This is a genomic window from Dietzia sp. oral taxon 368, assembly GCF_002999155.1.
GTDB classification, from domain to species: Bacteria; Actinomycetota; Actinomycetes; order Mycobacteriales; family Mycobacteriaceae; genus Dietzia; species Dietzia cinnamea.
Map to the genome: position 1 here is coordinate 859,675 of NZ_CP027238.1, position 24,631 is coordinate 884,305.

At 71.9% G+C, this 24,631-nt stretch carries 22 protein-coding genes; 9 read left to right on the top strand and 13 right to left on the bottom strand.

Annotated features, from left to right (window positions below; all coding sequences use genetic code 11):
* Positions 1-28 precede the first annotated feature (28 nt).
* Positions 29-610, bottom strand: a complete 582-nt coding sequence (locus C3V38_RS04115) for a DUF1990 family protein (protein ID WP_061229236.1) — start codon at positions 608-610, stop codon at positions 29-31.
* A 98-nt stretch (positions 611-708) separates the two neighbouring features.
* Between C3V38_RS04115 and C3V38_RS04120 the strand changes: the two genes are divergently transcribed.
* From C3V38_RS04120 to C3V38_RS04130, 3 genes are all read left to right on the top strand, one after another.
* On the top strand, positions 709-1,659 hold the full coding sequence (locus C3V38_RS04120) for a hypothetical protein (RefSeq protein ID WP_106385154.1): 951 nt from the start codon (positions 709-711) through the stop codon (positions 1,657-1,659).
* Between the two features lie 607 nt (positions 1,660-2,266).
* Positions 2,267-3,190: an Ig-like domain-containing protein gene (locus tag C3V38_RS04125; protein WP_063972354.1), complete on the top strand. Its 924-nt coding sequence runs from the start codon at positions 2,267-2,269 to the stop codon at positions 3,188-3,190.
* A gap of 125 nt (positions 3,191-3,315) precedes the next feature.
* A complete protein-coding gene (locus C3V38_RS04130; RefSeq protein ID WP_063972353.1) occupies positions 3,316-4,257 on the top strand; it encodes an Ig-like domain-containing protein in 942 nt (313 codons plus the stop codon).
* A 202-nt stretch (positions 4,258-4,459) separates the two neighbouring features.
* Here C3V38_RS04130 and C3V38_RS04135 read toward each other — a convergent pair whose 3' ends face one another.
* The 6 genes from C3V38_RS04135 to C3V38_RS04160 form a co-directional block, all read right to left on the bottom strand.
* Entirely contained in the window at positions 4,460-5,479 is a 1,020-nt protein-coding gene (locus tag C3V38_RS04135) for an alpha/beta fold hydrolase (RefSeq protein WP_106385155.1), read from the bottom strand.
* Positions 5,476-6,552, bottom strand: a complete 1,077-nt coding sequence (locus C3V38_RS04140) for a diacylglycerol kinase (protein WP_070723227.1) — start codon at positions 6,550-6,552, stop codon at positions 5,476-5,478. Before C3V38_RS04140 ends, C3V38_RS04135 begins: the two co-directional genes overlap by 4 nt.
* Before the next feature lie 80 nt (positions 6,553-6,632).
* Positions 6,633-8,390 carry a cytochrome c oxidase subunit I gene (gene ctaD, locus C3V38_RS04145; RefSeq protein ID WP_106385156.1) on the bottom strand — a complete coding sequence of 586 codons (1,758 nt, stop codon included), beginning with the start codon at positions 8,388-8,390 and terminating at the stop codon, positions 6,633-6,635.
* Positions 8,391-8,530: 140 nt separating this feature from the next.
* Positions 8,531-10,537: a M13 family metallopeptidase gene (locus C3V38_RS04150; protein ID WP_070721306.1), complete on the bottom strand. Its 2,007-nt coding sequence runs from the start codon at positions 10,535-10,537 to the stop codon at positions 8,531-8,533.
* Between the two features lie 76 nt (positions 10,538-10,613).
* Positions 10,614-11,282 (bottom strand): hypothetical protein, encoded by a 669-nt coding sequence (locus tag C3V38_RS17340; protein WP_083324359.1) that lies wholly within the window; start codon positions 11,280-11,282, stop codon positions 10,614-10,616.
* Between the two features lie 305 nt (positions 11,283-11,587).
* Positions 11,588-12,100, bottom strand: a complete 513-nt coding sequence (locus tag C3V38_RS04160; RefSeq protein WP_070721308.1) for a DUF4395 domain-containing protein — start codon at positions 12,098-12,100, stop codon at positions 11,588-11,590.
* Between the two features lie 163 nt (positions 12,101-12,263).
* Between C3V38_RS04160 and C3V38_RS04165 the strand changes: the two genes are divergently transcribed.
* A complete protein-coding gene (locus C3V38_RS04165; protein WP_106385158.1) occupies positions 12,264-12,953 on the top strand; it encodes a pentapeptide repeat-containing protein in 690 nt (229 codons plus the stop codon).
* A gap of 27 nt (positions 12,954-12,980) precedes the next feature.
* On the opposite strand, the gene C3V38_RS04170 is transcribed toward C3V38_RS04165, so the two are convergent.
* Positions 12,981-13,253: a hypothetical protein gene (locus tag C3V38_RS04170; RefSeq protein ID WP_070722748.1), complete on the bottom strand. Its 273-nt coding sequence runs from the start codon at positions 13,251-13,253 to the stop codon at positions 12,981-12,983.
* 254 nt (positions 13,254-13,507) lie between these two features.
* Here C3V38_RS04170 and C3V38_RS04175 point away from each other — a divergent pair, with 254 nt between their 5' ends.
* Positions 13,508-14,500 carry a glycoside hydrolase family 25 protein gene (locus C3V38_RS04175; RefSeq protein WP_165001064.1) on the top strand — a complete coding sequence of 331 codons (993 nt, stop codon included), beginning with the start codon at positions 13,508-13,510 and terminating at the stop codon, positions 14,498-14,500.
* On the opposite strand, the gene C3V38_RS04180 is transcribed toward C3V38_RS04175, so the two are convergent.
* From C3V38_RS04180 to trmB, 5 genes are all read right to left on the bottom strand, one after another.
* On the bottom strand, positions 14,497-14,856 hold the full coding sequence (locus C3V38_RS04180; RefSeq protein ID WP_106385159.1) for a DUF3054 domain-containing protein: 360 nt from the start codon (positions 14,854-14,856) through the stop codon (positions 14,497-14,499). The genes C3V38_RS04175 and C3V38_RS04180 overlap by 4 nt on opposite strands.
* 5 nt (positions 14,857-14,861) lie before the next feature.
* A complete protein-coding gene (locus C3V38_RS04185) occupies positions 14,862-16,193 on the bottom strand; it encodes a TIGR00374 family protein (RefSeq protein WP_070722754.1) in 1,332 nt (443 codons plus the stop codon).
* 65 nt (positions 16,194-16,258) lie between these two features.
* Positions 16,259-18,664 carry an MMPL family transporter gene (locus C3V38_RS04190; protein WP_106385160.1) on the bottom strand — a complete coding sequence of 802 codons (2,406 nt, stop codon included), beginning with the start codon at positions 18,662-18,664 and terminating at the stop codon, positions 16,259-16,261.
* Between the two features lie 11 nt (positions 18,665-18,675).
* A complete protein-coding gene (locus C3V38_RS04195; RefSeq protein WP_082767749.1) occupies positions 18,676-19,350 on the bottom strand; it encodes an NYN domain-containing protein in 675 nt (224 codons plus the stop codon).
* Positions 19,351-19,399: 49 nt separating this feature from the next.
* Complete coding sequence (gene trmB / locus C3V38_RS04200; protein ID WP_070723247.1) at positions 19,400-20,176, bottom strand: tRNA (guanosine(46)-N7)-methyltransferase TrmB; 777 nt, start codon at positions 20,174-20,176, stop codon at positions 19,400-19,402.
* A gap of 109 nt (positions 20,177-20,285) precedes the next feature.
* Between trmB and C3V38_RS04205 the strand changes: the two genes are divergently transcribed.
* The 4 genes from C3V38_RS04205 to C3V38_RS04220 all read left to right on the top strand — a co-directional run bounded on the left by C3V38_RS04205 (position 20,286) and on the right by C3V38_RS04220 (position 24,553).
* Positions 20,286-20,936, top strand: a complete 651-nt coding sequence (locus C3V38_RS04205) for a hypothetical protein (protein WP_232303104.1) — start codon at positions 20,286-20,288, stop codon at positions 20,934-20,936.
* Positions 20,933-22,213, top strand: a complete 1,281-nt coding sequence (locus C3V38_RS04210) for a hypothetical protein (protein ID WP_106386361.1) — start codon at positions 20,933-20,935, stop codon at positions 22,211-22,213. The genes C3V38_RS04205 and C3V38_RS04210 overlap by 4 nt, the downstream gene beginning before the upstream one ends.
* Complete coding sequence (locus C3V38_RS04215) at positions 22,210-22,623, top strand: DUF6802 family protein (RefSeq protein ID WP_061229369.1); 414 nt, start codon at positions 22,210-22,212, stop codon at positions 22,621-22,623. The genes C3V38_RS04210 and C3V38_RS04215 overlap by 4 nt, the downstream gene beginning before the upstream one ends.
* Before the next feature lie 103 nt (positions 22,624-22,726).
* Positions 22,727-24,553: a phosphoenolpyruvate carboxykinase (GTP) gene (locus C3V38_RS04220; RefSeq protein ID WP_061229370.1), complete on the top strand. Its 1,827-nt coding sequence runs from the start codon at positions 22,727-22,729 to the stop codon at positions 24,551-24,553.
* The last annotated feature ends 78 nt before the right edge of the window (positions 24,554-24,631 follow it).

Genomic DNA, 24,631 nt, shown 5'->3' on the forward strand with positions numbered 1-24,631 from the left:
GGGCGGTGCGGGGTCGCGCCGCGCGGGGTCACGCCCCGCCCGGGCGGGGCGCACCGAGCGCGCGGAGCAGCCGGTCGGCCATGCGGTCGTAGGCGCGCGCCTCGCGCGCGGTGGCGCCCGGAAGCACGTAGAACGTCCGGGGTCGCCACACCGTGCGGACGGTGGCGGTGACCGCGGAGGTGGCGGGGTGGAGGTCGAGGTGGCAGCGGTGCTCGGCCACCGCGGTGTTGCCCTCGAGGGTGCCGACGACGAGGCCCTGCCGCAGCGACTCGTCGATCCGGTCGACGAGTCGGCAGGGTCCCCGCATGGGCCCGTCCAGGACGACCACGTCCACCGACGGGCCCCGATCGGTCGGGGTGATGCGCAGTCCCGACCGACGGTGGGCGGACAGCGACATCAGATCGTCGGCCAGCGCGTCGAACACGGCGACGCCCTCACCGAGCCCCGCGGTGGCGACGGCCTCCCGCCAGCCTTCGGGCGCGCAGCCGTGGGCGGGCAGGCTCGAGCGCTGGTACCCGAGCGCGGGCCCCGGAAGCGACGCCGGGGGCGGGTCCAGGGGAGGGCCTTGGCGACGATCGCCCTCGGGGACGGCACCGGATATCGACTCCACTCCCGCAGTGTCGCCGGGCCAGGTGAGCGGACGGCGCACGCGCGATGAACGGCGGACGTCGGGGGACCGTACGGCGGGCCGCACCGTAGGATCGGATCATGCGATCCCAGCGACCCCGACCGGCGCGCGGTCGTCGTCTCGCTCGCGGATTCAGCGCCCTCACGGCGATCACCGCCGTCGCCACGGTCGCCGGGTGCACGGCCGGCCCCGACGCGGGCGACTCCGGCCCGCCACGATTGACGCCGAATCCCCGACACGACATCGCGGCCGCGATGGTCGAGGGCCGACCCGCACCCGACGAGCGGCTCAACGCCTGCGAACTGCTGGACCTGACCACCGAGGAGATCATCCAGCTCACCCGCGCGGACATGCCGGAGGTCGACCCCACCGGCTCCGGCGACCTCGGCCTACTGTGCACCTACGGCGGTCCGGGCTCGCCCGAGCGACTCGAGGCCGAGCGCTCCGCCGCCGCGACCGGAACCGGGACCACCGGCACCGAGACCACCGTCACCGGGGCGGACGGGGTCGAGACCACCGTCACCGCCACGGAGGACACGGAGACGACCGAGGCCGAGGACGAGACCGGGGCCGGGGCCGGGGCCGGGGCCGGGGCCGAGCAGACCACGTCCGCGGCGGTGACCACCTCGCCGACCGCGCCGGCGTTCGACCCCGGGATCGTCCCCGACACGTTCGCCGCCGGCGTCGTCACGCCGCGCGCCGGGGCGGAGGCGGCCCTCGCCGGGCAGGCCACGCTCCTCGGGGTGCGCTACGCCTGCTCCGAGGTGCGCGGGAGCGACGCCGCGGCGATCCAGGACGCGGCGCCGGCGGCCCCCGGGGCGCCCGCGCCCGTCCGACCGGACCTGGCCACGGCCTACATCGACTGCGTGGCGGCGCCGACCGGCGGCGGAGTCGAGGTGCACACGATCCTGGTGTCCGGCGACGAGCTGTGGCACATCACCCTGCTCAAGCCGGAGACCCCGCGGTCGCCCGACGCCGAGGCGTCAGCGCTGAGCGGACTCCACCGGGTGGCGCAGCGCATCCTCGCCTGACAGCCGGCGACACGGCCTGCGGAAGACTGGGCCCGCCGACGCCCGTCGGCACAGACGGGAACGGCGCCGGAGCCCCTCAGCATCCGACGCCGTTCCTCTATCCGGCGGATCGAGCACGATCCGGCCTTCCTCGCTGCCTTACACGGCTGCGGGTGGCACCCCCCCAGGTGCCCCGGTCTCTCGACCGGCCCCTCTGAAGTGTGAAGTCGCAGCCCCTCAGCAACCACTTCACCCTCGCCACCGACCCCTCAGGCGGTGACTGCGTCGACCATATGTTGCATCCGAGACCACATCAACCCCATGAGCAGGCGTTCTGTCGCTGACTTACGGTCAATAACGGCCCGCGGCGTGCCTACCAGCAGTTCTCCGATCCCCGTTACCAACGAACGTTGGGACGGTTGCGCGGCGTGGGTCCGCGAGTCGCGCCCGCGGGTTCGCGGCGGCCCGGGAGGCCCTGCGCCCCACGGGATGTACAGACGGGACGAGGCGAGGGTATTGTTGCTCCTGTTACTGATGTGGCGCATGGGACTAGGCCGCTGCCGGCCCGCCCGTGCGCCCGCGTCGCCCCGCCCCGCCGCCTCATCGCGGCGCCGCACCGAGGAGACCGATGTCGCGCCGACCCCGGACCATCGCCCCGCTTCTGGCCACGGCAGGCCTCGCCGTCGTCGGCCTCTCCCCCGCCGCCTCCGCGCAGTCACTCGCCGGCTACACCGGATCCACCGGATCGGTCGGCGCGTTCGGCTCCGAATCCGCCCCGGTCCCCACACCCCCGATACCCGGCGTGTCCGGGGTCCTCACGATCCCCGTCCCCGCACAGGCGCGCGCCGCCGCCGAGGTCGGCGTCGCCTCCGTCTACCCCACCCCGGGCGAGACGGTCGGCGTCGCACAGCCGGTGATGATCCACTTCGACGGCCCCGTCACCGACCGTGCCCGCGCCGAGGCCTCCGTGTCGATCCGGACCGCCCCCGCGGTCGGCGGCAAGTTCTACTGGGTGAGCGACACCGAACTGCGCTGGCGCCCGCACGAGTTCTGGCCCGCCCACACCTCCGTCACCGTGTGGGCGGGCGGACGCGAGCACGCCTTCCGCACCGGCGACGCGATCGTCTCCACCTACGACGACAACACCCACCTCGTCACCGTCACCCGGAACGGCGAGGTCATCCGCACCATGCGCGCCTCCGCCGGCCGCGACACCTTCCCCACCCACAACGGGATCTACTACAACGGCTGGCGCGACCGCCAGGTACGCATGGACTCCTCCACCTGGGGACTGGCGATGGACGCCGGCGGCTACGACACGACCGTCGAGAACGGCGTGCGACTCAGCTACGACGGCATCTTCATCCACTCCGCACCGTGGTCGGTCGCCGACCAGGGCGTCCGGAACGTCTCCCACGGGTGCATCAACGTCAGCCCCGAGGACGCGGCCTGGTACTACGACAACACCGGCAATGGCGACCCGTTCATCGTGGTGAACGGCCCCGGCAGGCAGTTCGGCGCCTTCGACGGTCAGGGCGACTGGAACTACTGACCTCGGGGCTCCCGGGGGCGCGGGACGGACCCCCGGGAAACACTTCGGTTGTGGCACACGACATCTCCTTGTAGAAGTCTGAGCGAGACCGAAGAAGAATCCCGTCCGTCCCCCAGGAGCCCCTCATGCCCCGACACCCCCGCTTCTCGGCAGCCGCCGCGATCCTCGCCGCGGTCGCCCTCGTCCTGGGCGTCCCGGCTGCCACCGGGGCCGCCCCCGCCGCGCAGGCCCAGTCCGTCATGCCGCTGAGCCCGCCCGGCGTCCCCCAGCTCGAGAACGCACCGCTGCCGACCCCCGTCATCCCGGGGGTGCCCGCGCAGCCCGTGCTCACCTACCCGGTCATCGGCCCCGCCCGTCCGGCACCCGAGTACGGCGACGTCACCGTCTTCCCGACCCCCAACGAGGTCGTGGGCGTCGCGCAGCCGGTCATGTTCTTCTTCGACCGACCCATCACCGACCGCGCCCGCGCCGAGGCGACCATCGGCATCCGCACCGAGCCGCCGGTAGCGGGCAAGTTCTACTGGGTGAGCGACCGGGAGGTGCGCTGGCGCCCCCACCAGTTCTGGCCCGTCAACACCTCCGTCACCGTGTGGGCCGGCGGCAAGCGTCAGCAGTCCTTCCGCACCGGCGACGCCGTGATCGCCGAGTTCGACGACCGCACCAAGCTCGTCACCGTCACCCGCAACGGCCAGCACGTCCGCACCATGCGCGCCTCCGCCGGCCGCCCGGGCTGGGACACCTACAACGGCATCTACTACACCGGCCAGCGCGGGCGGCAGGTCCGCATGAACTCCGAGACGTTCGGGCTACGGATCGAGGAGGGCGGCTACAACTCGATCGTCCACGACGCCGTCCGGCTCAGCTACGACGGCATCTACATCCACTCAGCCCCGTGGTCCGTGGCCGACCAGGGCGTTCGCAACGTCTCCCACGGCTGCATCAACGTCAGCCCCGAGGACGCCCGCTGGTACTACGACACCACCCGCAACGGCGACCCGTTCATCGTCAAGAACGGCCCCGGACGACCCTTCGGTGCCTTCGACGGTCAGGGCGACTGGAACTACTGACCCCGACCGACTCCGTCGTGGCCGCAGCGGCCCGTTCGCGCGCCGGGCGGCCAGTCCCCGGCTAGAGCCGCTCCCCGCCATGGCGTCTCGCGTGTGCCCCGGTACGCGGCGTCGGCAGCCGCTCCTTTCCATGGCGTCTCGCCCACCCCGCGGAGTGCGCGAGACGCCATGTCGGGGAGCGGCTGTGTGGAGACGGCCCGACTCAGCGGGGCGGGACCGGCGCGAGCACACCCACGAGCTGGTCCGCGGGCACGCATCGGGGCGGGGGCACGTCGAGGCCCGCGCTCTCTCCCGCGCCGTCGCCCGGCCCACCGGGCCCACTGCGCAGCGGCCCACCCAGCGCATCGACCACCAGATCCACCGCACGCGGGGACGCCAGCACGGTGAGATGCCCTGACCGGTCGGCCTCACACCCGTCCTGCAGCCGGACCACCCGCAGATCGACGAAGTCCGGCACCTGCGGCGCCACCACGGGACCGGTGAGCTCGTCGTAGTCGGACGACACCGCCACGTAGCGCACACCGCGCGCGAACGGTACGCCCTCGTCGCCCAGCCAGGCCAGGGTCGCCTCCGCGTCGCGTTCGGCGGTCTCGGCGGCCAGCACGCCGAGCAGGTCGGTGACGAACTCCGGCGGCCCCTCGCCCGATCGCGCGGGGTCGGCGCCCAGCGTGACGACCGTCCGCACCGAGTCGGCCCGCGCGGTGGCGGCGACGAAGGAGGCGATGATCGCTCCCTGCGAGTGCCCGACCAGGTCGACCTCGGCGGCGCCGGTGAGCGCGCGCACCCGGTCGATCTCCGCGGCGAGCTGCGGCGCTGACGCCCCGGTGAGCGAGTCCAGCCCTCCGGCGGCGCCCAGCCCGGGCAGTGCCCCGACGGTCGGCGCCCACACGCAGAACCCCTCCGCGGCCAGCGCCGCGCCGAAGCTCGCCCACGAGTTGCCGCCGTTGAGCCCGGTGCCGTGGACCAGGATCACCGGCTCTGGCCGCTCGGCGGTCGGTCGGCAGTCGTCGCGGTTGAGGCCCGGCGGGTCGGCGAGGCCGTGCGTGAGTTGGTGGACAGCGCCGTCCCACCAGCGCCACGGGACGCCGGCGGCTGTGGGTGGGGTGGTGGGCGCGGCCGTGGAGGTGGGCGCGGCCGTGGAGGAGGGTGCGGCCGTGGAGGTGGCCGGGGCGGTGGCGACGACGACGAGGGCCGCCACCGCGACAGCGCGCAGGAGCGTCATCTGCTCATTAAGCCACGGCCCGTGATCATCGGCAGGTCCTTGGCGTAGACGAGGCCCGGCTCCGCGGCGACGACCGCCTCGACGGAATTGACCAGCCGCATCGCGGTGACCCGCATGCCGGACTCGTTGTGGTCGCCGTGTTCGGCGTGGTGACCGAACTCGATCCGCATCGCCGGGTCGCCGGAGATCTCGACGCGGTAGCAGCCGTCGCCGTGATCGGGCCGCGGCCAGTCGGGGGCCTGATCGTGGGCCGTGCGGGTGACGTGTTCCAGCACGATGCGGAACTCGCCGTCGACCTGTCCGACCACCTCGAACCGCAGCGCCGCCTGCGTCCCCTCGGGCACCTCGCACGCGAGGAGCGACAGGTCCCGGTCGGCGGGCAGACGCTCGTGCCGCTCGACCAGCGGCTCGTCGAGGGTGACGTCGAGCGCTGCGGCGAGCTGCCGGACCACCGACCCCCAGCCGGCGGCGAGCATCCCGGGCCGCAGCAGCGGCGGCAGGGTGTCCATCGGCTGCCCGAAGCCGAAGAGCCGACGCATGGTCTCGCCCTGGTGGTAGACGGAGTAGTCGGCGATCTCGCCCACCCGGATGTGGTCGATCCGCCGGGAGAGGCTCGTCATGACCAGCGGCAGCACGTCGTTGGCGAAGCCGGGATCGATGCCGTTGACGTGCAGTGTCGCGCCGCCCTCGCGCCCGGCGGCGTCCAGCGCGGTGATCATGTCCTCCGGGATGGTGCCGTGCGGGAACTGCAGCAGCACCGGCCCGGAGGCGATGACGTCGATCCCCGCGCGCAGGAACCGGTGGAAGTCCTCGATGGCCTCCATGAACCGGGTCTCGGTCTCCGCGGTGTAGACGACGGCGTCGGGCTCCAGGGCGAGCAGCGCGGCGGCGTCATCGGTGGCGGCGACGCCCAGGTCGCGGCCCAGCCCGGCCAGGCGGCCCGCGTCCTGTCCGACCTTGGCCGGGTCGGAGACGAACACGCCCACCAGCTCGAGCTCGGGCCGGGCATCGATCCCCTCGACCGCCATCCGCCCGAGGTACCCCGTCGACCACTCCACGACCCGGATCGTCATGGAACGTGACCCTATGCGACGACCCGGGCGCCCCGGCGGGTCACGTGGCGGGCGGGCCAATCACGTGGCGCCGGGGCGTCTTACCTGTCCTGCGGAGACGGTCCCCGCTCCGGCACGTCCTTGGGTGCGTTCGGGTCCTCCGCATTGCGGCTGCCGCCGACATGCGCCTCCTCGCGCATCCGCTCGCTCATGTGCGGGTAGTGCAGTTCGAACGCGGGGCGCTCGGAGCGGATGCGCGGCAGGCTCGCGAAGTTGTGGCGCGGCGGCGGGGACGAGGTGGCCCACTCCAGGGAGTTGCCCGCGCCCCACGGGTCGTCCACCAGGACGAGGTCGCCGTAGCGCCAGCTGGAGATGATGTTCCAGATGAACGGCAGCATCGCGATGCCGAGGATGAACGAGCCGACGGACGAGATCTGGTTGAGGACGGTGAAACCGTCCGAGTCCAGGTAGTCGGCGTAGCGGCGCGGCATCCCCTGGTTCCCCAGCCAGTGCTGGACGAGGAACGTGGTGTGGAAACCGATGAACGTCAGCCAGAAGTGCCACTTGCCCAGCCGCTCGTCCAGCATGCGGCCGGTCATCTTGGGGAACCAGAAGTAGATCCCCGCGAAGGTGGCGAACACGACGGTGCCGAACAGGACGTAGTGGAAGTGCGCCACCACGAAGTACGAGTCGTGCACGTGGAAGTCGATCGGCGGCGCCGCGAGCATGATGCCGGTCAGCCCGCCGAACAGGAACGACACCAGGAAGCCCAGGGCGAAGAGCATCGGCGTCTCGAAGGTAATCTTCCCGCGCCACATGGTGCCGATCCAGTTGAAGTACTTCACACCCGTGGGCACGGCGATGAGGAACGTCATGAACGAGAAGAACGGCAGCAGGACGGCGCCGGTGGCGAACATGTGGTGCGCCCACACGCTCATGGACAGGCCGGCGATGGCCAGGGTCGCGAAGACCAGGCCGGCGTAGCCGAACAGCGGTTTCCGGGAGAACACCGGGAGGATCTCGGTGATGATCCCGAAGAAGGGCAGCGCGAGGACGTACACCTCGGGGTGGCCGAAGAACCAGAACAGGTGCTGCCACAGGATCGCCCCGCCGTTGGCCGGGTCGAAGATCCGGCCGCCGAACGTGCGGTCGTAGAACACGCCCATGCCCGCCGCGGTGAGCAGCGGGAAGATGAGCAGGATCAGCACCGACGTGACGAGGATGTTCCACGTGAAGATCGGCATCCTGAACATCGTCATGCCGGGGGCCCGTAGGCAGATGATGGTGGTGACGAAGTTGACGGCGCCGAGGATCGTGCCGATGCCACCGATCGCCACCCCGAGGATCCACAGGTCCGCGCCCACGCCCGGGGAGTGGATCTTGTCCGAGAGCGGGGCGTACATGGTCCACCCGAACGACGCCGCGCCACCGGGAGTGATGAAGCCGGTGAGCAGGATGATGCCGCCGGAGAGGAACAGCCAGAACCCCATGGCGTTGAGGCGCGGGAACGCCACGTCCGGCGCGCCGATCTGCAGCGGCATGACGTAGTTCCCGAACCCCACGACGATCGGCGTGCCGTAGAACAGCAGCATCACGGTGCCGTGCATGGTGAACAGCTGGTTGTACTGCTCGTTCGACAGGAACTGCATGCCCGGGAAGAACAGCTCCGCCCGGATGAGCAGGGCCATCAGGCCGCCGATCGAGAAGAACACCAGGCACGTGGCGATGTACATCAGGCCGATCTTCTTGTGATCGGTCGTGATGAACAGCTCACGCCAGGAGAGCCCGAACGGCCGCCGGATGGCGGGAGCGTCCGCTGCGGTGACCGCCCGCCCGGGCGGCACGAGAGTGTCTGACATCGGTACCCCGTTCCTCTTCACGGCCGAGGCGGGGCGCGGCGGTCGCCGCGTCCCGCGTTGTGACCAGCGCCAAGATCAGGTGACGACTCTCACCGTACGCGTCCCCCGGCGGAACGGAGCGGGATCGCCCCCGAGAGGGCTTACCAGATGCTCACCCGCTCCTCAGGCGCCAGCCACAGCCCGTCCGCATCGGTCACGCCGAAGGCCTCATGGAAGTCGTCGAGGTTACGCACCACCTGGTTGCAGCGGAACTCCGGCGGCGAGTGCGGGTCCACGGCGAGCCGCCGGGCGGCCTCCTCGGCGCGGGTCTTGGTGCGCCACACGATCGCCCACGAGGTGAGGAGCCGCTGGATCCCGGTCATGCCGTCGATCTCCGGACCCACGTCCGGCCCCTGCGCCGGCTGGCCGTCCGTGCCCTGCGCCAACCGGTAGGCCAGCAGCGCGATCGTGAGGCCGCCCAGATCGCCGATGTTCTCCCCCACCGTGAAGGCCCCGTTGACGTGGTCCTTCTGGGGATCGAGGCCGTCCGGGGTGAGGCCCTGGTACTGGGCGATCAGCGCCTCCACGCGGGTCCCGAACGCCTCGCGGTCGTCATCGGTCCACCAGTCGACCAGGTTGCCGTCGCCGTCGTACTTCGCCCCCTGGTCGTCGAAGCCGTGGCCGATCTCGTGGCCGATGACCGCGCCGATCGCCCCGTAGTTGGCGGCGTCGTCGGCGTCGGCGTCGAAGAACGGCGGCTGCAGGATCGCGGCCGGGAAGACGATCTCGTTCATCACCGGGTTGTAGTAGGCATTGACGGTCTGCGGCGTCATGTGCCACTCGTCGCGGTCGACGGGCCCGCCCAGCTTGCCCAGTTCGTACTCGTGCTCGAACCGAGCGGAGCGACGGACGTTGCCGATGAGGTCGTCGGCGCGGACCTCGAGCGCCGAGTAGTCCCGCCACTTGTCGGGGTAGCCGATCTTCGGCACGAACGCCTCGAGCTTGTCGAGTGCGCGCTCGCGGGTGGCCGGGGTCATCCACGGCAGCCTGCTGATCGAGTAGCGGTACGCGGCGGTGAGGTTGGCGACCAGTTCCTGCATGCGCGCCTTGTGGCCGGGCGGGAAGTGGCGGGCCACGTACTCCTTGCCGACCTCCTCGCCGAGGGCGGCCTCGACCGCGCCGACGCCACGCTTCCAGCGGGCCTTGATCTCCTCGGTCCCGGACATGACGGTGCCGTAGAAACGGAAGTTCTCCTCGACCAGCGCCGTGGGCAGGTACGGCGCGCGGGAGGAGACGATCCGCCAGCGCAGCCACTCCTTCCACGTCTCGAGCGGCTCACCGGCCCAGAGCCCGGCCACCGCGGTGAGGAAGTCGGGCTGCATGGCGACGAGCCGACCGAAGGTCTCCTCGGTGCCGCCGAGCTCGCGGGCCCAGTCGTGCCAGGGGAAGCCGGGGGCCAGCGTCGGCAGCTCGTCCCAGGTCACGGGGTTGTAGGTCTTGTCCGCGTCGCGACGGGCCACGACGTCCCAGTGCGCGGCGGCGATGCGCGTCTCCAGCGCCAGGATCCGCTCGGCGCTCTCGCGGGCCGCGGTGGCGTCCGCGAGCCCGGCCAACTCGAGCATCCGCGCGATGTGTTCCGTGTACTGCTCGCGGATCTGCGCGTACTGGTCCTCACGATAGAAGGACTCGTCGGGCAGTCCGATGCCGTACTGCACCAGGTAGAGGATGTACTCGGTGGAGTTCTTGGCGTCGTTGTTGACGTAGGCGCCGATGAGCCCGCCGACGCCGACCTTCTCGAGCCGCGCCATCGCCAGCGCGAGGGAGTCCGCGTCTCCGGCGCCGTCGACCTCGGCCAGGTCGGGTGCCAGCGCCTCGACGCCCGCCGCCTCCACCGCATCGGTGTCCATGAACGAGGCGTAGAACGCGCCGATCCGGGAGTCGACCGGGGCGTCGGTGATGATGTCGCGCACCCGCTCCTCGGACAGGTCGCGCAGCGCGAGGAACGCGCCGTCGATCGGCCGGTCCGCGGGGATCACGTGGTCACGGATCCACGTGCCGTTGACGTGTTGGTACAAGTCGTCCTGTGGCCGGACGTCCGTGTCGACGTATCGCAGGTCCAGGCCCGAGGGGCGAGGGGCGTCGGTGGTGGGGATCTCGGTCGCTGTCATGCGACCAGGTTACGGAAGGGCGCGGCCCACGCGGGTGGGATGACGACGGCGAGGACCCGCGGCGGCCGGTCCGCGATCAGGGCAGACCGTGGCGCGCGTTGTGATCCTTCGCCCCCTGATAGGCGTCGACCATCCCCCAGACCCAGAACCCGAACATGATCGGCAGCCCGATGAGGACCACCGAGAGCAGTACGCCCACGCCGTAGCCCGCAAGGATGCCGACACCCCTACCGACCCGACCGTTGAGCATCGTGCCCAGCCCGGGGATGAGCAGTGAGGCCACGAGCATCAGCGCCGGGTCCTTGCGAGTGGCCGGTGGGTACTGGCCGTAGGGCTGCATCGCACCGTACGGCTGGGCGTGGGGCTGACCGGGATGGCCGTACTGCGGCATTCCGTACTGCTGCATGTCAGAGGGTCGGGCATAGGGCTGCGCGTACGGCTGGGTCCCGTGACCCGGCTGCGCGCCGTGCTGCGCCGGGTCGAACTGCCCCGCGCCGTACTGCGGGTCGCCGTAGCCCGCGCCGCCGGAGGCCGGGTCACCGAACGCGGTGTCCCCGAACGCCGTGTCGCCGAACGCGGTGTCCCCGAACGCTGAGTCTCTGAACGCCGTGTCGCCGAAGTCGGAGCCGGGATAGCCGCGGATGCCCTCCTGCTGGGCCCACGTGTCGTAGCGCTTCTCGAAGTCGCGGTCGCCGGACCGGTCGTCGGGGCGGTCGGAAGCGGTGCCGTCAGCGGGAGTGCTCATGTGCCCACACTAACGCGGGGCGGCGGCGGCCCGGTCGCGGCGAGGAGACGATCGGGAGCTCGAGCAGACCGCCAGCGCACCCGGCTCCAGACGCGCTGCCCCTCTGCCCTGCGCTGGGAGAGTGCACGCTTGTCGCCGACCCACGCTGCGGCGATGGACCATTCCGCCAGCGCGAGCCGAAGAGGCAGCGCATCTCGGGAGGGTCGCGCTGGGTGTTTGTTCGGCACGCGCGGCCGACGCCGACGTGCGCTGCGGGAGCGTCGCGGATCGCCGCACCGTCGACACCGGACTCCGGTGGGAGAGCCTCAGTTCCGGGCGGCCATCCCGGGCCGGGCCCAGATGTCGGCGCAGTCCGCGCACGCGTCGTCCGAGATGAGGCCGACACGCTGGAGCTGCCCGTACATCCAGCAGCCCAGGCAGAAGCCGAGCGCCGCCTCCGCGAGTGCGGCCAGCACCAGCACGCCGAGCACCACGATCCCTGCCGTGGTCAGTCCGCCGAGGAACAGACCGAAGGCGATCGACGACATCACCAGGCCGATCGTCTGGGCGAACCGCTTGGGCGCGCCGGAGACCAGCTTGGGTTCCGCGCTCACCCGCGGGGCGAGCACGTGCACGGAGAGCCGGCCGAACGGCGAGTACCGCGGGCCACCCGCCACCCGCAGCGCGAAGCCGACGACCAGAGCCCCGGCGAGCCAGGTCCGGGCGGGCGACGGCACGAGGATCGTGACCACAGCGAGGGTCACCACCAGGGCAGCGGTGCAGCGGGCGGCGTAGTCGTTGACGACCTCGGGGAAAGCGAACGCCTCGCGCAAACTCATGGCCTCACCTCTCTGTCAATTCGGATAGACCGATCTGTCTATCTCGTGTCGAGCCTACTCCTGTCGCCCGCGATCCGGGACGCCCGGCCGGCACGGCCCGGACTGACGGCGCGACCGCCGCGGACGGGGCGACCCAGGTGTACTGACCACCTAGGCTGAGGCCGTGGCCCCACCGTTGCGTCGTCGCTCGAGCTCTCCCCGTCCCCCCGCCGCCCCCGCACTCCCCCGGCGTGATCAGCTCGGCCCGCCCCTCTCGGACGTGGAGCCCGACGGCCTGTGGGACGGGGTCCTGGCCACCGCCGAGCACGCACCCGGCCCGGAGGAGGGCGCCGTCGCGATGGGCGGGATGGAGGTCCGCGAATCCGCGCTCGAGGACCTACGGCTCAGCGGCGCCCGCGCTGACGGCCTACGACTCACCGACGTGGTGCTCAGCGGGTGCGACCTGTCCGGACTCGTCGCCGACGGGGCCAACCTCACCCGCGTGCGGTTCGTCGGCTGCCGACTGACCGGCATCGTCCTGTCCGACGCGCGGTTGACCGACGTGACGTTCGAAGACTGTCACGCCGACATGATCAACCTGCGGATGGCGCGCCTACAGCGGGTGCGCCTCGCCGCGACCCGCTGCCGTCAGGCCGACCTGCTCGAGGCGCAGATCGCCGACCTCACCACCGAGGGGGCCGACCTGCGCGGCGCGACCGTCGAGCGGGCGAGCGCCTCAGCCGCGGACCTGCGCGGCGCCGACCTCGCGGACCTGCGCGGGGCCTCGGCGTTGCGGGGCGCGCTCATCTCGCCCGACCAGGTGCTGGGCGTCGGGCTCGCCCTCATCGGCGAGGCGGGGATCCGGGTCGAGTAGTGCAGCCGGGCCGATCGCGCCGCGGCGTCAGGCCAGATGCGACGCGGAGGCCCGCCACTGGTTGACGGCCCGGTTGATGATCGCCTGGAGCTGGAGGATCTGGTCGCGGTCGGTGAGCGTGATGCCGTCGGCCCCGGTGCGCAGCCGGAGTTCCGGCACACCGCGGTCCGCGCCGTCCTCGTCCAGCACCACGGTCTCGGCGACGGACACCTCGAGGAACGGGTCGTCGTCCGGACCGTCGACCTCCGTGACCAGGTCCTGCCGGTAACGAGGGGTGGTGAGGTCGATGGCATCGGTCATGAGGGGCACTCCCGACTGTTCGGTGGGGTCGCCTTAAGAGTAGGTGAGAAAACCAGGTCAACGTACGCGTGGGACAGCGTGTTACAGGTTGTTGTGATTCCGTGACCCACGCCACCCCCACCCGCGGTCCGCCCGGCTTCGACGCGCTCGACCGCGGGCCCGCGGGGACGTCGCCGACCACCCGAACTGGACAGTTGTGGAAAAAGATGCGCGAGTTGCTTGTGTGACTGTTGTGGTTGCCACATACTCACCCCATGACCACTGCCGGACCGTCAGCCCGACGCGCCCTCCTTCCCCGACTCCTCGTCGCCCTGGCCTCTGCAGCAGCTCTCTCGGTCGGCCTCCTCGTCGTCGTCATCTCCCCCCGCGCCGACGCCGAGGTGCCGCTCTCACCCGTCTACCACGGCCTCGCGCAGGGCCTCGACGCCTCCAGCTGGCAGCATCCGCACGGCGCCGGGGTCGACTGGCAGGCCGCCGCCGCGGCCGGACAGTCCTTCGCCTTCATCAAGGCCACCGAGGGCACCGGGCCGGCCAACCGGTACTACGAGGCCGACATCGCCGAGGCGCGCGCCGCCGGGATGCTCGTGGGCAGCTACCACAAGGCCCGCCCCGCGATGGACCCCGCGCAGCAGGCCCACGCGTTCGCCGACCGACTGCAGTCGGTGGGCGGCCCGCAGTTGCCGCCCGTGCTGGACCTCGAGACCGACGAGGGGCTCGACGCCCGGCAGCTCGCCGACTGGACGCAGGTCTTCCTCGACACGCTCGCGCACCGCACCGGCCGCACGCCGATCCTCTACACGTACCGCTACTTCTGGATCGACCGCATGGACAACACCCCGCGCTTCGCCGAGTACCCGCTGTGGCTCGCCGAGTACGGCGTGTCCGAACCGACGCTGCCCGTGATCGGCGGCTGGGGCCAGTGGCTGTTCTGGCAGCGCTCGGAGACCGGCGAGGTCCCCGGGTTCGCCGACGACGTGGACCTCAACGTCTTCGCCGGCACCCGCGCGGACCTCGACGCGTGGCTCGGGCCCGTCGAGCCCGCGCCCGAGCCCGCCCCTGCGCCTGAGCCTGCCCCGGCTCCGGCCGCCGAGGCCGCGGCGCCGATCCCGCCCGAGGTCCCCGTGCCCGTCGAGGCCGTGACGATCCCCGTCCCGCGCGATCTCCCGACGCCCGACGGCGTGCGGCTGCCCGAGTCCATCGAGGTCCCGGCGGAGGTCGTGGCGCAGCTGGCGGACGGGCTGCGCTAGCGCCGTCGTCGGACGAGCATCGCGCGCACCGCGCGCCACCCCGCCAGGAACACCCCGGTGACGACACCGGCCACGATCATGAAGCTCCAGTGCGGCACCCGGCCGTCCCCGAGCCCGCGGATCACCATGCCCACCACGAGCGTGGCCAGCCACAGCAGCACGCCCGAGCCGATCGACGAGGGCTCTCGGCGGCCGGCCAGCAGGACGAGCCAGCCCACCGCCAGGCCCACGAGGAACGGCCACGCGGTGCCCCACACCTGCGCCACGCCCAGGCCTTCGGAGTGCGCGCCGCGCCCGAAGGTGGAGAACACCACCACCAGCACGGCGTCGAGCACGATCATGACCGGCACGGCCACGGGTCTCACCTGTCCTTCTCTTCCCGGGCCTCCCGGCCGGTGAACGGGTAGGGGTTCTGCCCCGACTCCTCGTCCGCGGCGCCGTCCTCCCGCACGCGCACGCGGAGCAGCGGGAGCGGGCCGGAGTCATGGGTCACCGTCGGGCGCCACGGGTTCCCGTGCAGCGGCCACATCGCGGTGAGCCCGGCCGGTGGGGCCGCCGCGACGGTCGCGCGGGACTGTGCGGTGCGAGACGACCCGGACGACGAGGACGACGACGAGGACTGCTCGCCCGGGTCGTGTTCGCCCAACGGGTCGGCGTCGGGGTCGACGTCCACGGCACCACGGTAGAAGAGGAAGAAGACCACCCACCCGGCCAGGGCGACCAGCACGAAGCTGACGATGCGGTAGACGAACACGGTCGCGAAGGCCTGATGCGCGCCGAGCCCGCCCGCGGTCAGGGCGGTGATGAGCGCGACCTCGACGGTCCCGAGCCCGCCGGGCGTGATGGGGGCGGTGGCGACGATCTTGCCGGTGACGTAGGCGATGCACAGGCCGCCGATGCTGTGCTGGGCACCGACCGCGTTGGCGGCCGCCCACAGGCAGCCGATGTCGGCGACCCAGTTGAGCAGGGAGAACGCGAACGCCTTGGACAGCTGCCTCTTGCTCAGGTCGACGGCGTCGGCCTGCTCGACGACCTTGCGCACGCCGGCCGCGCCGTGGTCCGCGGGCTTGTGCCGCCGGGCGTTGATCCAGGCCAGGATCGACAGGACCGACCCCTCGATCTTGTCCGGGTGGCGGGCCGCCCACTGGACCACCACGACGATCGCGACCAGACCTAACGCAGAGAGCACCAGCAGGAACGGGTTGGACACGGATCCCACGAGGAAGAAGCCGAGCAGGGCGAGCAGCACGATGCCGACGGTCGACAGGACGCCGGAGATCACGAGCTGCCACGACGCCACGACCCGGGTCGCGCCCCACTGCCGGGTCTTGCGGTACGTCAGGGTGGTGCCGAAGACCTGCCCGCCGGGGATGCAGGTGGAGAAGGCGTTGGCGGAGAACACGAGGCCGACGCTGGCCCAGTAGCCGACGCGGACGCCGGCGGACTGCAGCAGCACCTTCTGCACGGAGCCGTAGCTCGACATGGACAGGTAGGAGAAGACGAGAGCGGCCGCGATCCAGCCCCAGTGCGGGCGGGCGACGGCCTCGAAGCCCTCGGCGAAGAACGGCATCTGGCCGCGGAGCCAGTACAGGATGAACCCCAGGACGGCGAGCGTCGCGCCGGCCTTGAACCACGGGTTGCCCAGGACAGCCCGGATACGGCGCCGCACCTCGGCGCCCCGCGTCCCCGTCATCACCTCACCATAACCAGAGCGTGCCGCCCGTCCCAGGATCCCACACCGGGGGCCCGGGGCGGCGGTCACGTCTCTGGGTCCTGTCGACGTTCCTGCATCAGGCGGGCGATCAGCTCGGAGGCGGGGATCCTGCCGCCGGGGGTGGACTCGGGCTCGTCGTCGTACTCGGTGTCGTAGACGGGCTCGTACTCGGACTCGGGCTCGGTGTCCTGCGCCTGCGGCGCACTCGTGACCTCGGGCTGCCGGTCGAGCACGGCGACCGACGTAGCGGCCCCGGCCGGCGCGTGCGCCGCCCCGGCGGGCCGACCGGCGAGGAGCTCGGGCTCGTCGTCGATCTCCGCCTCGCCCAGGCCGATCCGCTCCTGGACCCGCTTCATCCACGTCGGCGCCCACCAGTTGTCGGTGCCGAGCATCTGCATGACCGCCGGCACCAGCAGCATGCGGATGACGGTGGCGTCGATGATGAGCGCGGCGATCATGCCGAACGCGATGTACTTCATCATCACGATCTCGGAGAAGGCGAACGCGCCCGTCACCACGATGAGGATGAGCGCAGCCGACGTGATGATCCGCCCGGTCTGCGCGACGCCGCTGCGGATCGCCACCGCGGTGCGCGCGCCGCGGGAGCGGGCCTCGACCATCCGCGAGACGAGGAACACCTCGTAGTCCGTGGACAGTCCGTAGATGATCGCCATGAGCAGCACCACGACCGGCGAGGTGAGCGGGCCCGGCGTGAAGCCGAGCAGCCCGGACAGGTGCCCGTCGACGAAGATCCACGTGAGGATGCCCAATGTGGCGCCCAGGCCGAGCATGTTCATGATGGCCGCCTTGATCGGCAGCACCAGCGACCCGAACGCCAGGAACATCAGCAGCGTCGTGGCCACGAGGACGTACAGGACGAACCACGGCAACCCGGCGATCAGGGCATCGACCGAGTCCTTCTCCATGGCAGGGTTTCCGCCCACGAACACCTCGGTACCGGCGGGGATCGGGAAGGACTGCAGGTACTCGACGGTCTCGGTGGCCGCGTTGCGGTCGACCACGCCGGCCTGCAGCACCACGACCTCGCGACCCTGCGAGTCCTGCCCGCCCGAGCGGGCGAACTGGAACGGACCGGTGAGTCCGGGCGCCTCGTTGGCCGCGGAGCGGATCTGCGACAGGGTCGCGCCGTCCGAGCCGAGAACCACGAGCTTCACCGGGTCGGTGCGGGTACCCGGGAAGTTCTGGTCGTACTCCTCCTGCGCGACGCGCGTGGGGTTGTCGGGCGGCAGGTAGGTCTCGTTGATGCCGCCGAACTTCACGCCCGAGAACGGGATGATGAGCGCGACCAGCACCACCACGACCGGGATCGCCACCGCCACCGGGCGCTTCATGGAGAAGTCGGCGACGCGGCCGAACAGGCCGTTCTCGACCTCCTCGCGGGTGCGGTGCCGCTGCATCCGCTTGATGCCGAGCGCGTCGACGCGGTGGCCGAGCAGCATGAGCACGGCCGGCAGCAGGGTCACCGAGAGCGCGGCGGCGAGGATCACCGCGGCGATCGCGCCGTAGGCGACGGACTTGAGGAAGTCCTGCGGGAAGACCAGCAGGCCCGACAGGGTCACGCCGACCATGACCGCCGAGAACACCACGGTCCGGCCGGCGGTGGCCACGGACCGGCGCACTGCGGCGTCCGGTGGATACCCCTCGGCCATCTCCTCGCGGAACCGGCTCACCACGAACAGGCCGTAGTCGATCGCCAGTCCCAGGCCGATGAGGGTCACGACGTTCTGTGCGAAGGAGTTCACGGGCGTGATCAGTGACAGCAGGTGAAGTGCGCCGAGCGAGCCGAGGATCGTCAGCACGCCCACCGCGACCGGCAGGAACGCGGCCACGACGCCGCCGAAGACCACGATGAGCAGGAGGAACACGAGCGGCAGCGCGATGAGTTCCGCGCGCACGAGGTCGGCGTCCATGCCGTCCTGTAGGGCGCCGGCGACGGGCTGCAGGCCGGCGATGTCGGTCTCGATGCCCTCGACCGGGATCTGGTCCTCGATCGCCCGGAAGTTCTGGAGGATCTCCTCGGCCTCGCCGGCGATCTGGATGGAGGCCACCGCGATGCCCGCGTCACGGTTGACGAGGGCCGGTGACTGGTTGAACACGAAACTGGTCACGCCGGTGACCCGGTCGGGGTTCTCGGTCCGGATCGACTCCAGCGACTGCCGGATGGGCTCCTGGAACGCCGGATCGTCGACCGACGTGCCCTCGGGGGCGTGGTAGGACACCACGACGTCGCCGAGCGCGTCGCGTCCGTACGCCTCCTGCTCCAACCGCTCGGCGGTCGCCCATCCGCTGTCGGGGTCCTCGAAGCCGCCCTGGCCGAACGGGTTGCCGAACGCGGAGCCGGCGAGGCTGAGGAAGGCCATGACCAGCACGGAGCAGATCAGGACGAGGACGCGGCGGCGGGCGACGAACCGCCCGAGTGAGTTGAACACCGGGGGAGCTCCTAGCGCGAGGTGAGCAGTGCCGACAGCGGCCGCAGCGGCTGCAGCCAGGCACCCTCGTCGGGCAGGTTGTCGAGGCTGACGCGCGGCAGGGGCTCGCGGAACACCCCGGGGATGTCCTCGAGGTCGAGGAACGTGATGGTGTCGTGCTGGACGGCCCAGGTGGCGTGCTCGCGGAACCCGATCACTGCGACCGGGATGTCCTCGGCCAGCTCCTCGAGGGGCTCGCGGAACGCCTGCCCGTCGGCGGAGGCCACGACGACGCCGGCGAGTCGGCCGGACTCGGCGCGCCGGTCGATGTGCTCGAGCATGTCGTCGTCGACGTCGGAGTCGTCGCTGGTCTTGGGCTTGGCGAAGACGGCGAAGCCGACGTTGCGCAGCGCCTCGACCCACGGGCGGACGTTGTCCGAGGTGCCCGGGACGATGTTGGTGAAGACGGTCGCCTCGGCCTCGAGGGCGTCCTGCGTCCGCACGGACAGGTCGGCGGTGTAGCCGAGCAGCCAGCGGCCGAGCGCGTCGAAGCGCGGGCGGTACACGGCGGTCGGGCGGCCGCCGAGGATCGAGCCGAGCCCCATGTCGACGTTGGGTGCGTCCCACACGAGGAGCACCACCCCCGGTCCGTCGGGCGTGGCCACGTCCGTCGTGTCGTGGTTGCGCATCTCGTCTGGTGGGGTCATCGCGTCGTCCGCCTCGGTTCTCGTCGTACGGGGTTCCTGGGGTGGGGCGTCAGTGCACCCGACGCCAGAGGAACTCGTTGATCACCCGTTCCTCCTGCAGCCCCTTGCCCTCGAACTTCGTCACGGGTCTGTCCAGACTGAACGGTACGTGGCGGAGGTCCGTCGCGGGGTCCAGCCGCTGGAGCGCGGGCTCGGCGTCGCCGGTCTCGGCGATCCACTCGGCGTAGTCGGCGTGGTCGGTGGCCACGTGCAGCACGCCACCCGGTCGCAGCCGCGATGCGATGAGTTCGAAGGTGCCGGACTGCAGGAGCCGCCGCTTGTGGTGGCGGGCCTTGGGCCAGGGGTCGGGGAAGAACACGCGGACACCGTCCAGGTCGGCCGGCGCGAACATGTTGGTGAGCACGTCCACGCCGTCGCCACGGATCATGCGCACGTTCTCCAGGCCCTCGCGCAGGATCATGCCCAGCAGCTGGGCCAGCCCGGGCTGATACACCTCCACGGCGATGACGTCGATGTCCGGCTCGGCCGCGGCCATCGCGGCCGTGGACGTGCCGGTGCCGGAGCCGATCTCCACGATCAGCGGTGCGCGCCGGCCGAAGAGCGCCTCGCGGTCGACGATCTCGTCGGAGACGTTACGCCCGTAGGCCGGCCAGTGCTCCTCCCAGTTGCGCTGCTGCCCGGGCCGCAGGGTGCCGCGGCGGAACCGGTAGGCGGTCACCCGGGGGAAGAGACGGGCACTGTCGTCCGGGGTGCCACCGTCGTTCGGGGTACCACTGTCGTCCGGGGTGCCACCGGCCGCGTGTGCGGGGTTCTCGCTCTGGTTCACCCGGCCATCATCCCGTAATCCGTGGTCGCCTCCGAATCCGGGCGTCGGGGCCCGAGGGGAAGGTCTTGCCGCCCGCAGGCGGTCGGGTCACGATGATCGCGTGCCATCCGTGACCCCCGACACCGAGCCCCCGGCCCCGGCTCGTGCCCCCGACCCTGACCCCGTCGCACGGGTCCGGCGCCTGGTCGCGTCCGCCCGGGAGCGGGACGGGGGCCGGGGTGGGACCGCCCCGGTGGAGGCCGCCGTCGCGCGTGTCGACGCGCCGGCCGATATCCGCATTCGCGGCGGACTGGGCTCGGGTCGCCGCACGCTCGCCGCCGCGCTGCGCGTCCGCCGGGGGTGGCGCGCGCGGGTCGACGACCTGGACGTCGTCGCGGCGCCCGGTTCCGAGCCCGCCGCACCGCCGGACGCGGAGATCGTGTGCCTACGCACCGCCCCGTGCCGCCATGAGGAGGCGTGGGTTCGCCGCGCGCGCCGGCACCCGATGCTCGTGGTGGCCACGGGGGTCGACGACGACGAGGACCCGCCGCACTGGGCCCGTGGACTACCCGCCGTGGACGCGCGCGAGCCCGGGCACCGGTCGGTCGACGGCGTCGTGTCCTTCCTCGAACGCGCCCTGCTCGATCTGTCGACGACCCGGGTGTCCCGTCTCGAGGCCGAGTTGGAGATGCTCGCGGTCCACGACGAGGTGGGCGATCTCGCCGAGGCCGCCCTGTGCGCCCTGGGCGCGGCCGCGCTCCCCGGATCGGCGTCGACGTGACGGCCGCTCCGGCCCCGCCCCGCGAGTTGACGATCGCGGTGCTGGGGGCCCGGGACTCCGCGGCTCCCGCCGTCGCCTCGGCGTTGTCCGCCGCAGCGGGCACAGGGTTGTCCGCCGCAGCGGGCCCGGCCGCCGACGCCGAAGCCCGGATCCGTGTGCTCGTCGACGCCGCACCCGAGGACCGGCCGGACGCGGCGGTCCTCGTCGTCGACGCCGTCTGCCCGGTACGCCCCGACGACGTCGAGGTCGCGCGCGGCGTCGCGGCCCGCCTGCCGATGGCGGTGGCCGTGGCGGGGCGCGCCCGCACGTGCACGGCCGAGCACCTCTCGGAGACGGTCGACGTCACCACCCGCCGCCTGGTAGACGCCGGCGTGAGGTGCCCGGTCCAGGTCGTCGACGAGGGCCACCCCGGCGCCCCCGCCGCCCTGCTGTCGTCGCTGCTCGCCGCGGTGCGTGCGGGCGCCGTGCCCACCGCGCCCGGCGGCCCGGTCCCGCGGCCCGCCGGGCCCGACCCGGCGACCGCCACCGTCGACTGGCTCCTCGCCCGCCGCACCGAGGCCATCACCACGCGCTCCCAGGCGCTGCGCCAGGACGTGCAGGCGCTGCGCATGGAGGTGGTCCAGGACCTGCACCGGTCCGTGCGCGACCTCGGCGGCCGCGCACGCGAGGAGCTCGCCGCCGCGCCGCGCTCCCGCGTCGACGCCCTCGTGCACCGCCTCGCCGCCGACGCCGACGCCGCGGTGGCCGCCACCGTCGCCCGCGCCGACCGCCGCGCCGACGCCCTCGTCGCCCGGCACCTCGGCCCGACCGCCCCGGCCGGACCGCGGATCCCCGCGCCGAAGAGCGGCCTCACGCCGGGACGCCCGCCCCGCAACACCGGCGAAGAAATGCTCGTCATGATCACCGGCGCCGCCGGCGGCACCGGTGTGGGCCGGATGCTGCTGGCCCCGCTCGCCGAAGTGCCGGGCGCCGCGGCGCTCGTCATCCCGCTCGCGCTGCTGTGCGGCGTGGCGCTGGGGTGGGTCACCGTGACCGTGCGCCGGACGCAGACGCTGCGCACCCACACCGTCGCCGCGGTGGGCGACAGGCTCGCGGCGCTGCGCGCGGAGACCGAACAGTCCCTCGGCTCGCGGATCCTCGCCGCCGAGGCCACGATCACCGACGGGTTCGCCCACGATCCCGGGCCCCGGGTCACCGACCTCGACCGGCGCATCCGCCGCAGGCGTTCCGAGCAGGCCGCCCGGTCCCACACCATCGCAGGGGGCACGTCGCCATGACCGATCCACTCGCCGGCCCGGACCCGTTCGACCACCACTACGCGCCCGACGTCTGCGGCCTGGAGGGCGCGCCGCTGGCCGAGCCGTCGTCGCTGGGGCTGCACGTCCCCGTCGGTGACGAGGTCCTCGACCTGGGCTCACCCGAGGCGGACCTCGACGGGGACGGCTTCATGGAGGCGGTCACGCGCGGCGATGACCGCGGCCTGACCGTGTACACGGACGTCGACGGCGACGGCACGGTCGACCACGTCTCGACCGTGCGCTTCGACGGCAGCTACGACTCGTGGCGGCTGGCCAACCCCGCCGAGGGAGTACCCTTCGGGGGCTTCACCAACGAGGCCGGCGACGATCCGGCCTCGCCGCCCCCGCCGCCGGCGCGATGGGAGCGCATCGACCACGGCCACATCTGAGGGATCCCTCACATTTGGGCGCGATCGGGGCTCGGACGCGGCGATCCGCACCGGTTGGCGATACCCTGTGACCAAGACCATGCACCACGCGCGAGGAGCAGTGATGACCACCACCACCATTCCCGGCCTCGAGGGTCAGGCACCAACCGATCACACCGAGATGCTCGCGTGGATCGCGGAGGTCGCCGAGCTCACCCAGCCGGACCGGGTCGTCTTCGCCGACGGCTCCGACGCGGAGTGGGATCGCCTCACCGCCGAGATGGTGGCGGCCGGCACCTTCGTCAAGCTGAACGAGGAGAAGAAGCCCAACTCGTTCCTGGCGCAGTCGGACCCCAAGGACGTCGCCCGCGTCGAGTCGCGCACGTTCATCTGCTCCGAGACCGCCGAGGGTGCCGGCCCGACGAACAACTGGCGCGACCCGGCCGAGATGCGCGCCCAGATGACCGACCTCTACCGGGGTTGCATGCGCGGCCGCACCATGTACGTGGTGCCCTACTGCATGGGCCCGCTGGACGCCGAGGACCCCAAGCTGGGCATCGAGCTCACCGACTCCGCGTACGTGGTCGTGTCCATGAAGATCATGACCCGCATGGGCTCCGCGGCGCTCGAGAAGATCGGTGCCGACGGCGCCTACGTCAAGGGCCTGCACTCGGTGGGCGCCCCGCTCGCCGAGGGGGAGAAGGACGTCCCCTGGCCGTGTAACGAGGAGAAGTACATCACCCACTTCCCGGAGACCCGGGAGATCTGGTCCTTCGGCTCCGGTTACGGCGGCAACGCCCTGCTGGGCAAGAAGTGCTTCGCGCTGCGCATCGCGTCCGCCATGGCCCGCGACGAGGGCTGGTTGGCCGAGCACATGCTCATCCTCAAGCTCATCTCCCCCACCGACGAGGTCCACTACGTCGCGGCCGCCTTCCCGTCCGCGTGCGGCAAGACCAATCTCGCGATGATCCAGCCCACCATCGAGGGCTGGCGCGCCGAGGTGGTCGGCGACGATATCGCCTGGATGCGCTTCGGCGCCGACGGCCGCCTCTACGCTGTCAACCCCGAGTACGGCTTCTTCGGCGTGGCCCCCGGCACCAACTACTCGTCCAACCCCAACGCCATGAAGACGCTGGAGCCGGGCAACGCGATCTACACGAACGTCGCGCTGACCGATGACGGCGACGTGTGGTGGGAGGGTCTCGAGGGCACGCCGGACCACCTCATCGACTGGCTGGGCAACGACTGGACCCCGACCGGCGACGGCGAGGCCGGCAACGCCGCGCACCCCAATTCGCGCTACTGCGTGCCGATCGACCAGTGCCCCGTCACCGCGCCCGAGTTCAACTCCCCCGAGGGCGTGCCGATCTCGGCCATCCTCTTCGGCGGCCGGCGCGCCGACACGGTCCCGCTGGTCAGCGAGGCGTACTCGTGGAACCACGGCGTGTACATCGGCGCGACCCTGTCCTCCGGGCAGACCGCCGCCGCCGAGGGCCAGGTCGGCGCGGTGCGTCGCGACCCGATGGCCATGCTGCCGTTCGTCGGTTACAACGTCGGCGAGTACTTCCAGCACTGGGTCGACATGGGCGCCCGCGGTGGCGACAAGATGCCCAAGATCTTCCTGGTCAACTGGTTCCGCAAGAGTGCCGACGGTCGCTTCCTGTGGCCGGGCTTCGGCGAGAACAGCCGCGTGCTCAAGTGGGTTATCGACCGCATCGAGGGTCGCGTCGAGGGTGATGAGACGGCCGCCGGCCTCACCGCCCGCGCCGCCGACATCGACATGACCGGGCTCGACACCCCGCTCGAGGACGTCGAGGCCGCCCTGGCCGTCGACCCGGAGGAGTGGCGACGCGAGCTGCCGCTCATCACCGAGTGGCTCGAGTTCTGCGGCCCCAAGGTCCCGGCAGAGGTCCACGAGCAGTTCGCCGCCCTCAAGGAGCGCCTGGGCTGACACTCCCTCACAGGATCGATAGCGGACGGGTCACACATTCTACTCGGAGTGACCCGTTCGCTATTACCATATGTTCGA

What these genes read in the sequence shown, in the direction of transcription:
- C3V38_RS17340 (WP_083324359.1), bottom strand. Translation starts at nt 11,282, where the DNA reads ATGAGCACTCCCGCTGACGGCACCGCTTCCGACCGCCCCGACGACCGG.
- C3V38_RS04130 (WP_063972353.1), top strand. Translation starts at nt 3,316, where the DNA reads ATGCCCCGACACCCCCGCTTCTCGGCAGCCGCCGCGATCCTCGCCGCG.
- C3V38_RS04140 (WP_070723227.1), bottom strand. Translation starts at nt 6,552, where the DNA reads ATGACGATCCGGGTCGTGGAGTGGTCGACGGGGTACCTCGGGCGGATG.
- C3V38_RS04150 (WP_070721306.1), bottom strand. Translation starts at nt 10,537, where the DNA reads ATGACAGCGACCGAGATCCCCACCACCGACGCCCCTCGCCCCTCGGGC.
- C3V38_RS04120 (WP_106385154.1), top strand. Translation starts at nt 709, where the DNA reads ATGCGATCCCAGCGACCCCGACCGGCGCGCGGTCGTCGTCTCGCTCGC.
- C3V38_RS04195 (WP_082767749.1), bottom strand. Translation starts at nt 19,350, where the DNA reads ATGACCCCACCAGACGAGATGCGCAACCACGACACGACGGACGTGGCC.
- C3V38_RS04220 (WP_061229370.1), top strand. Translation starts at nt 22,727, where the DNA reads ATGACCACCACCACCATTCCCGGCCTCGAGGGTCAGGCACCAACCGAT.
- C3V38_RS04135 (WP_106385155.1), bottom strand. Translation starts at nt 5,479, where the DNA reads ATGACGCTCCTGCGCGCTGTCGCGGTGGCGGCCCTCGTCGTCGTCGCC.
- C3V38_RS04170 (WP_070722748.1), bottom strand. Translation starts at nt 13,253, where the DNA reads ATGACCGATGCCATCGACCTCACCACCCCTCGTTACCGGCAGGACCTG.
- ctaD (WP_106385156.1), bottom strand. Translation starts at nt 8,390, where the DNA reads ATGTCAGACACTCTCGTGCCGCCCGGGCGGGCGGTCACCGCAGCGGAC.
- C3V38_RS04185 (WP_070722754.1), bottom strand. Translation starts at nt 16,193, where the DNA reads ATGACGGGGACGCGGGGCGCCGAGGTGCGGCGCCGTATCCGGGCTGTC.
- C3V38_RS04160 (WP_070721308.1), bottom strand. Translation starts at nt 12,100, where the DNA reads ATGAGTTTGCGCGAGGCGTTCGCTTTCCCCGAGGTCGTCAACGACTAC.
- C3V38_RS04175 (WP_165001064.1), top strand. Translation starts at nt 13,508, where the DNA reads ATGACCACTGCCGGACCGTCAGCCCGACGCGCCCTCCTTCCCCGACTC.
- C3V38_RS04125 (WP_063972354.1), top strand. Translation starts at nt 2,267, where the DNA reads ATGTCGCGCCGACCCCGGACCATCGCCCCGCTTCTGGCCACGGCAGGC.
- C3V38_RS04215 (WP_061229369.1), top strand. Translation starts at nt 22,210, where the DNA reads ATGACCGATCCACTCGCCGGCCCGGACCCGTTCGACCACCACTACGCG.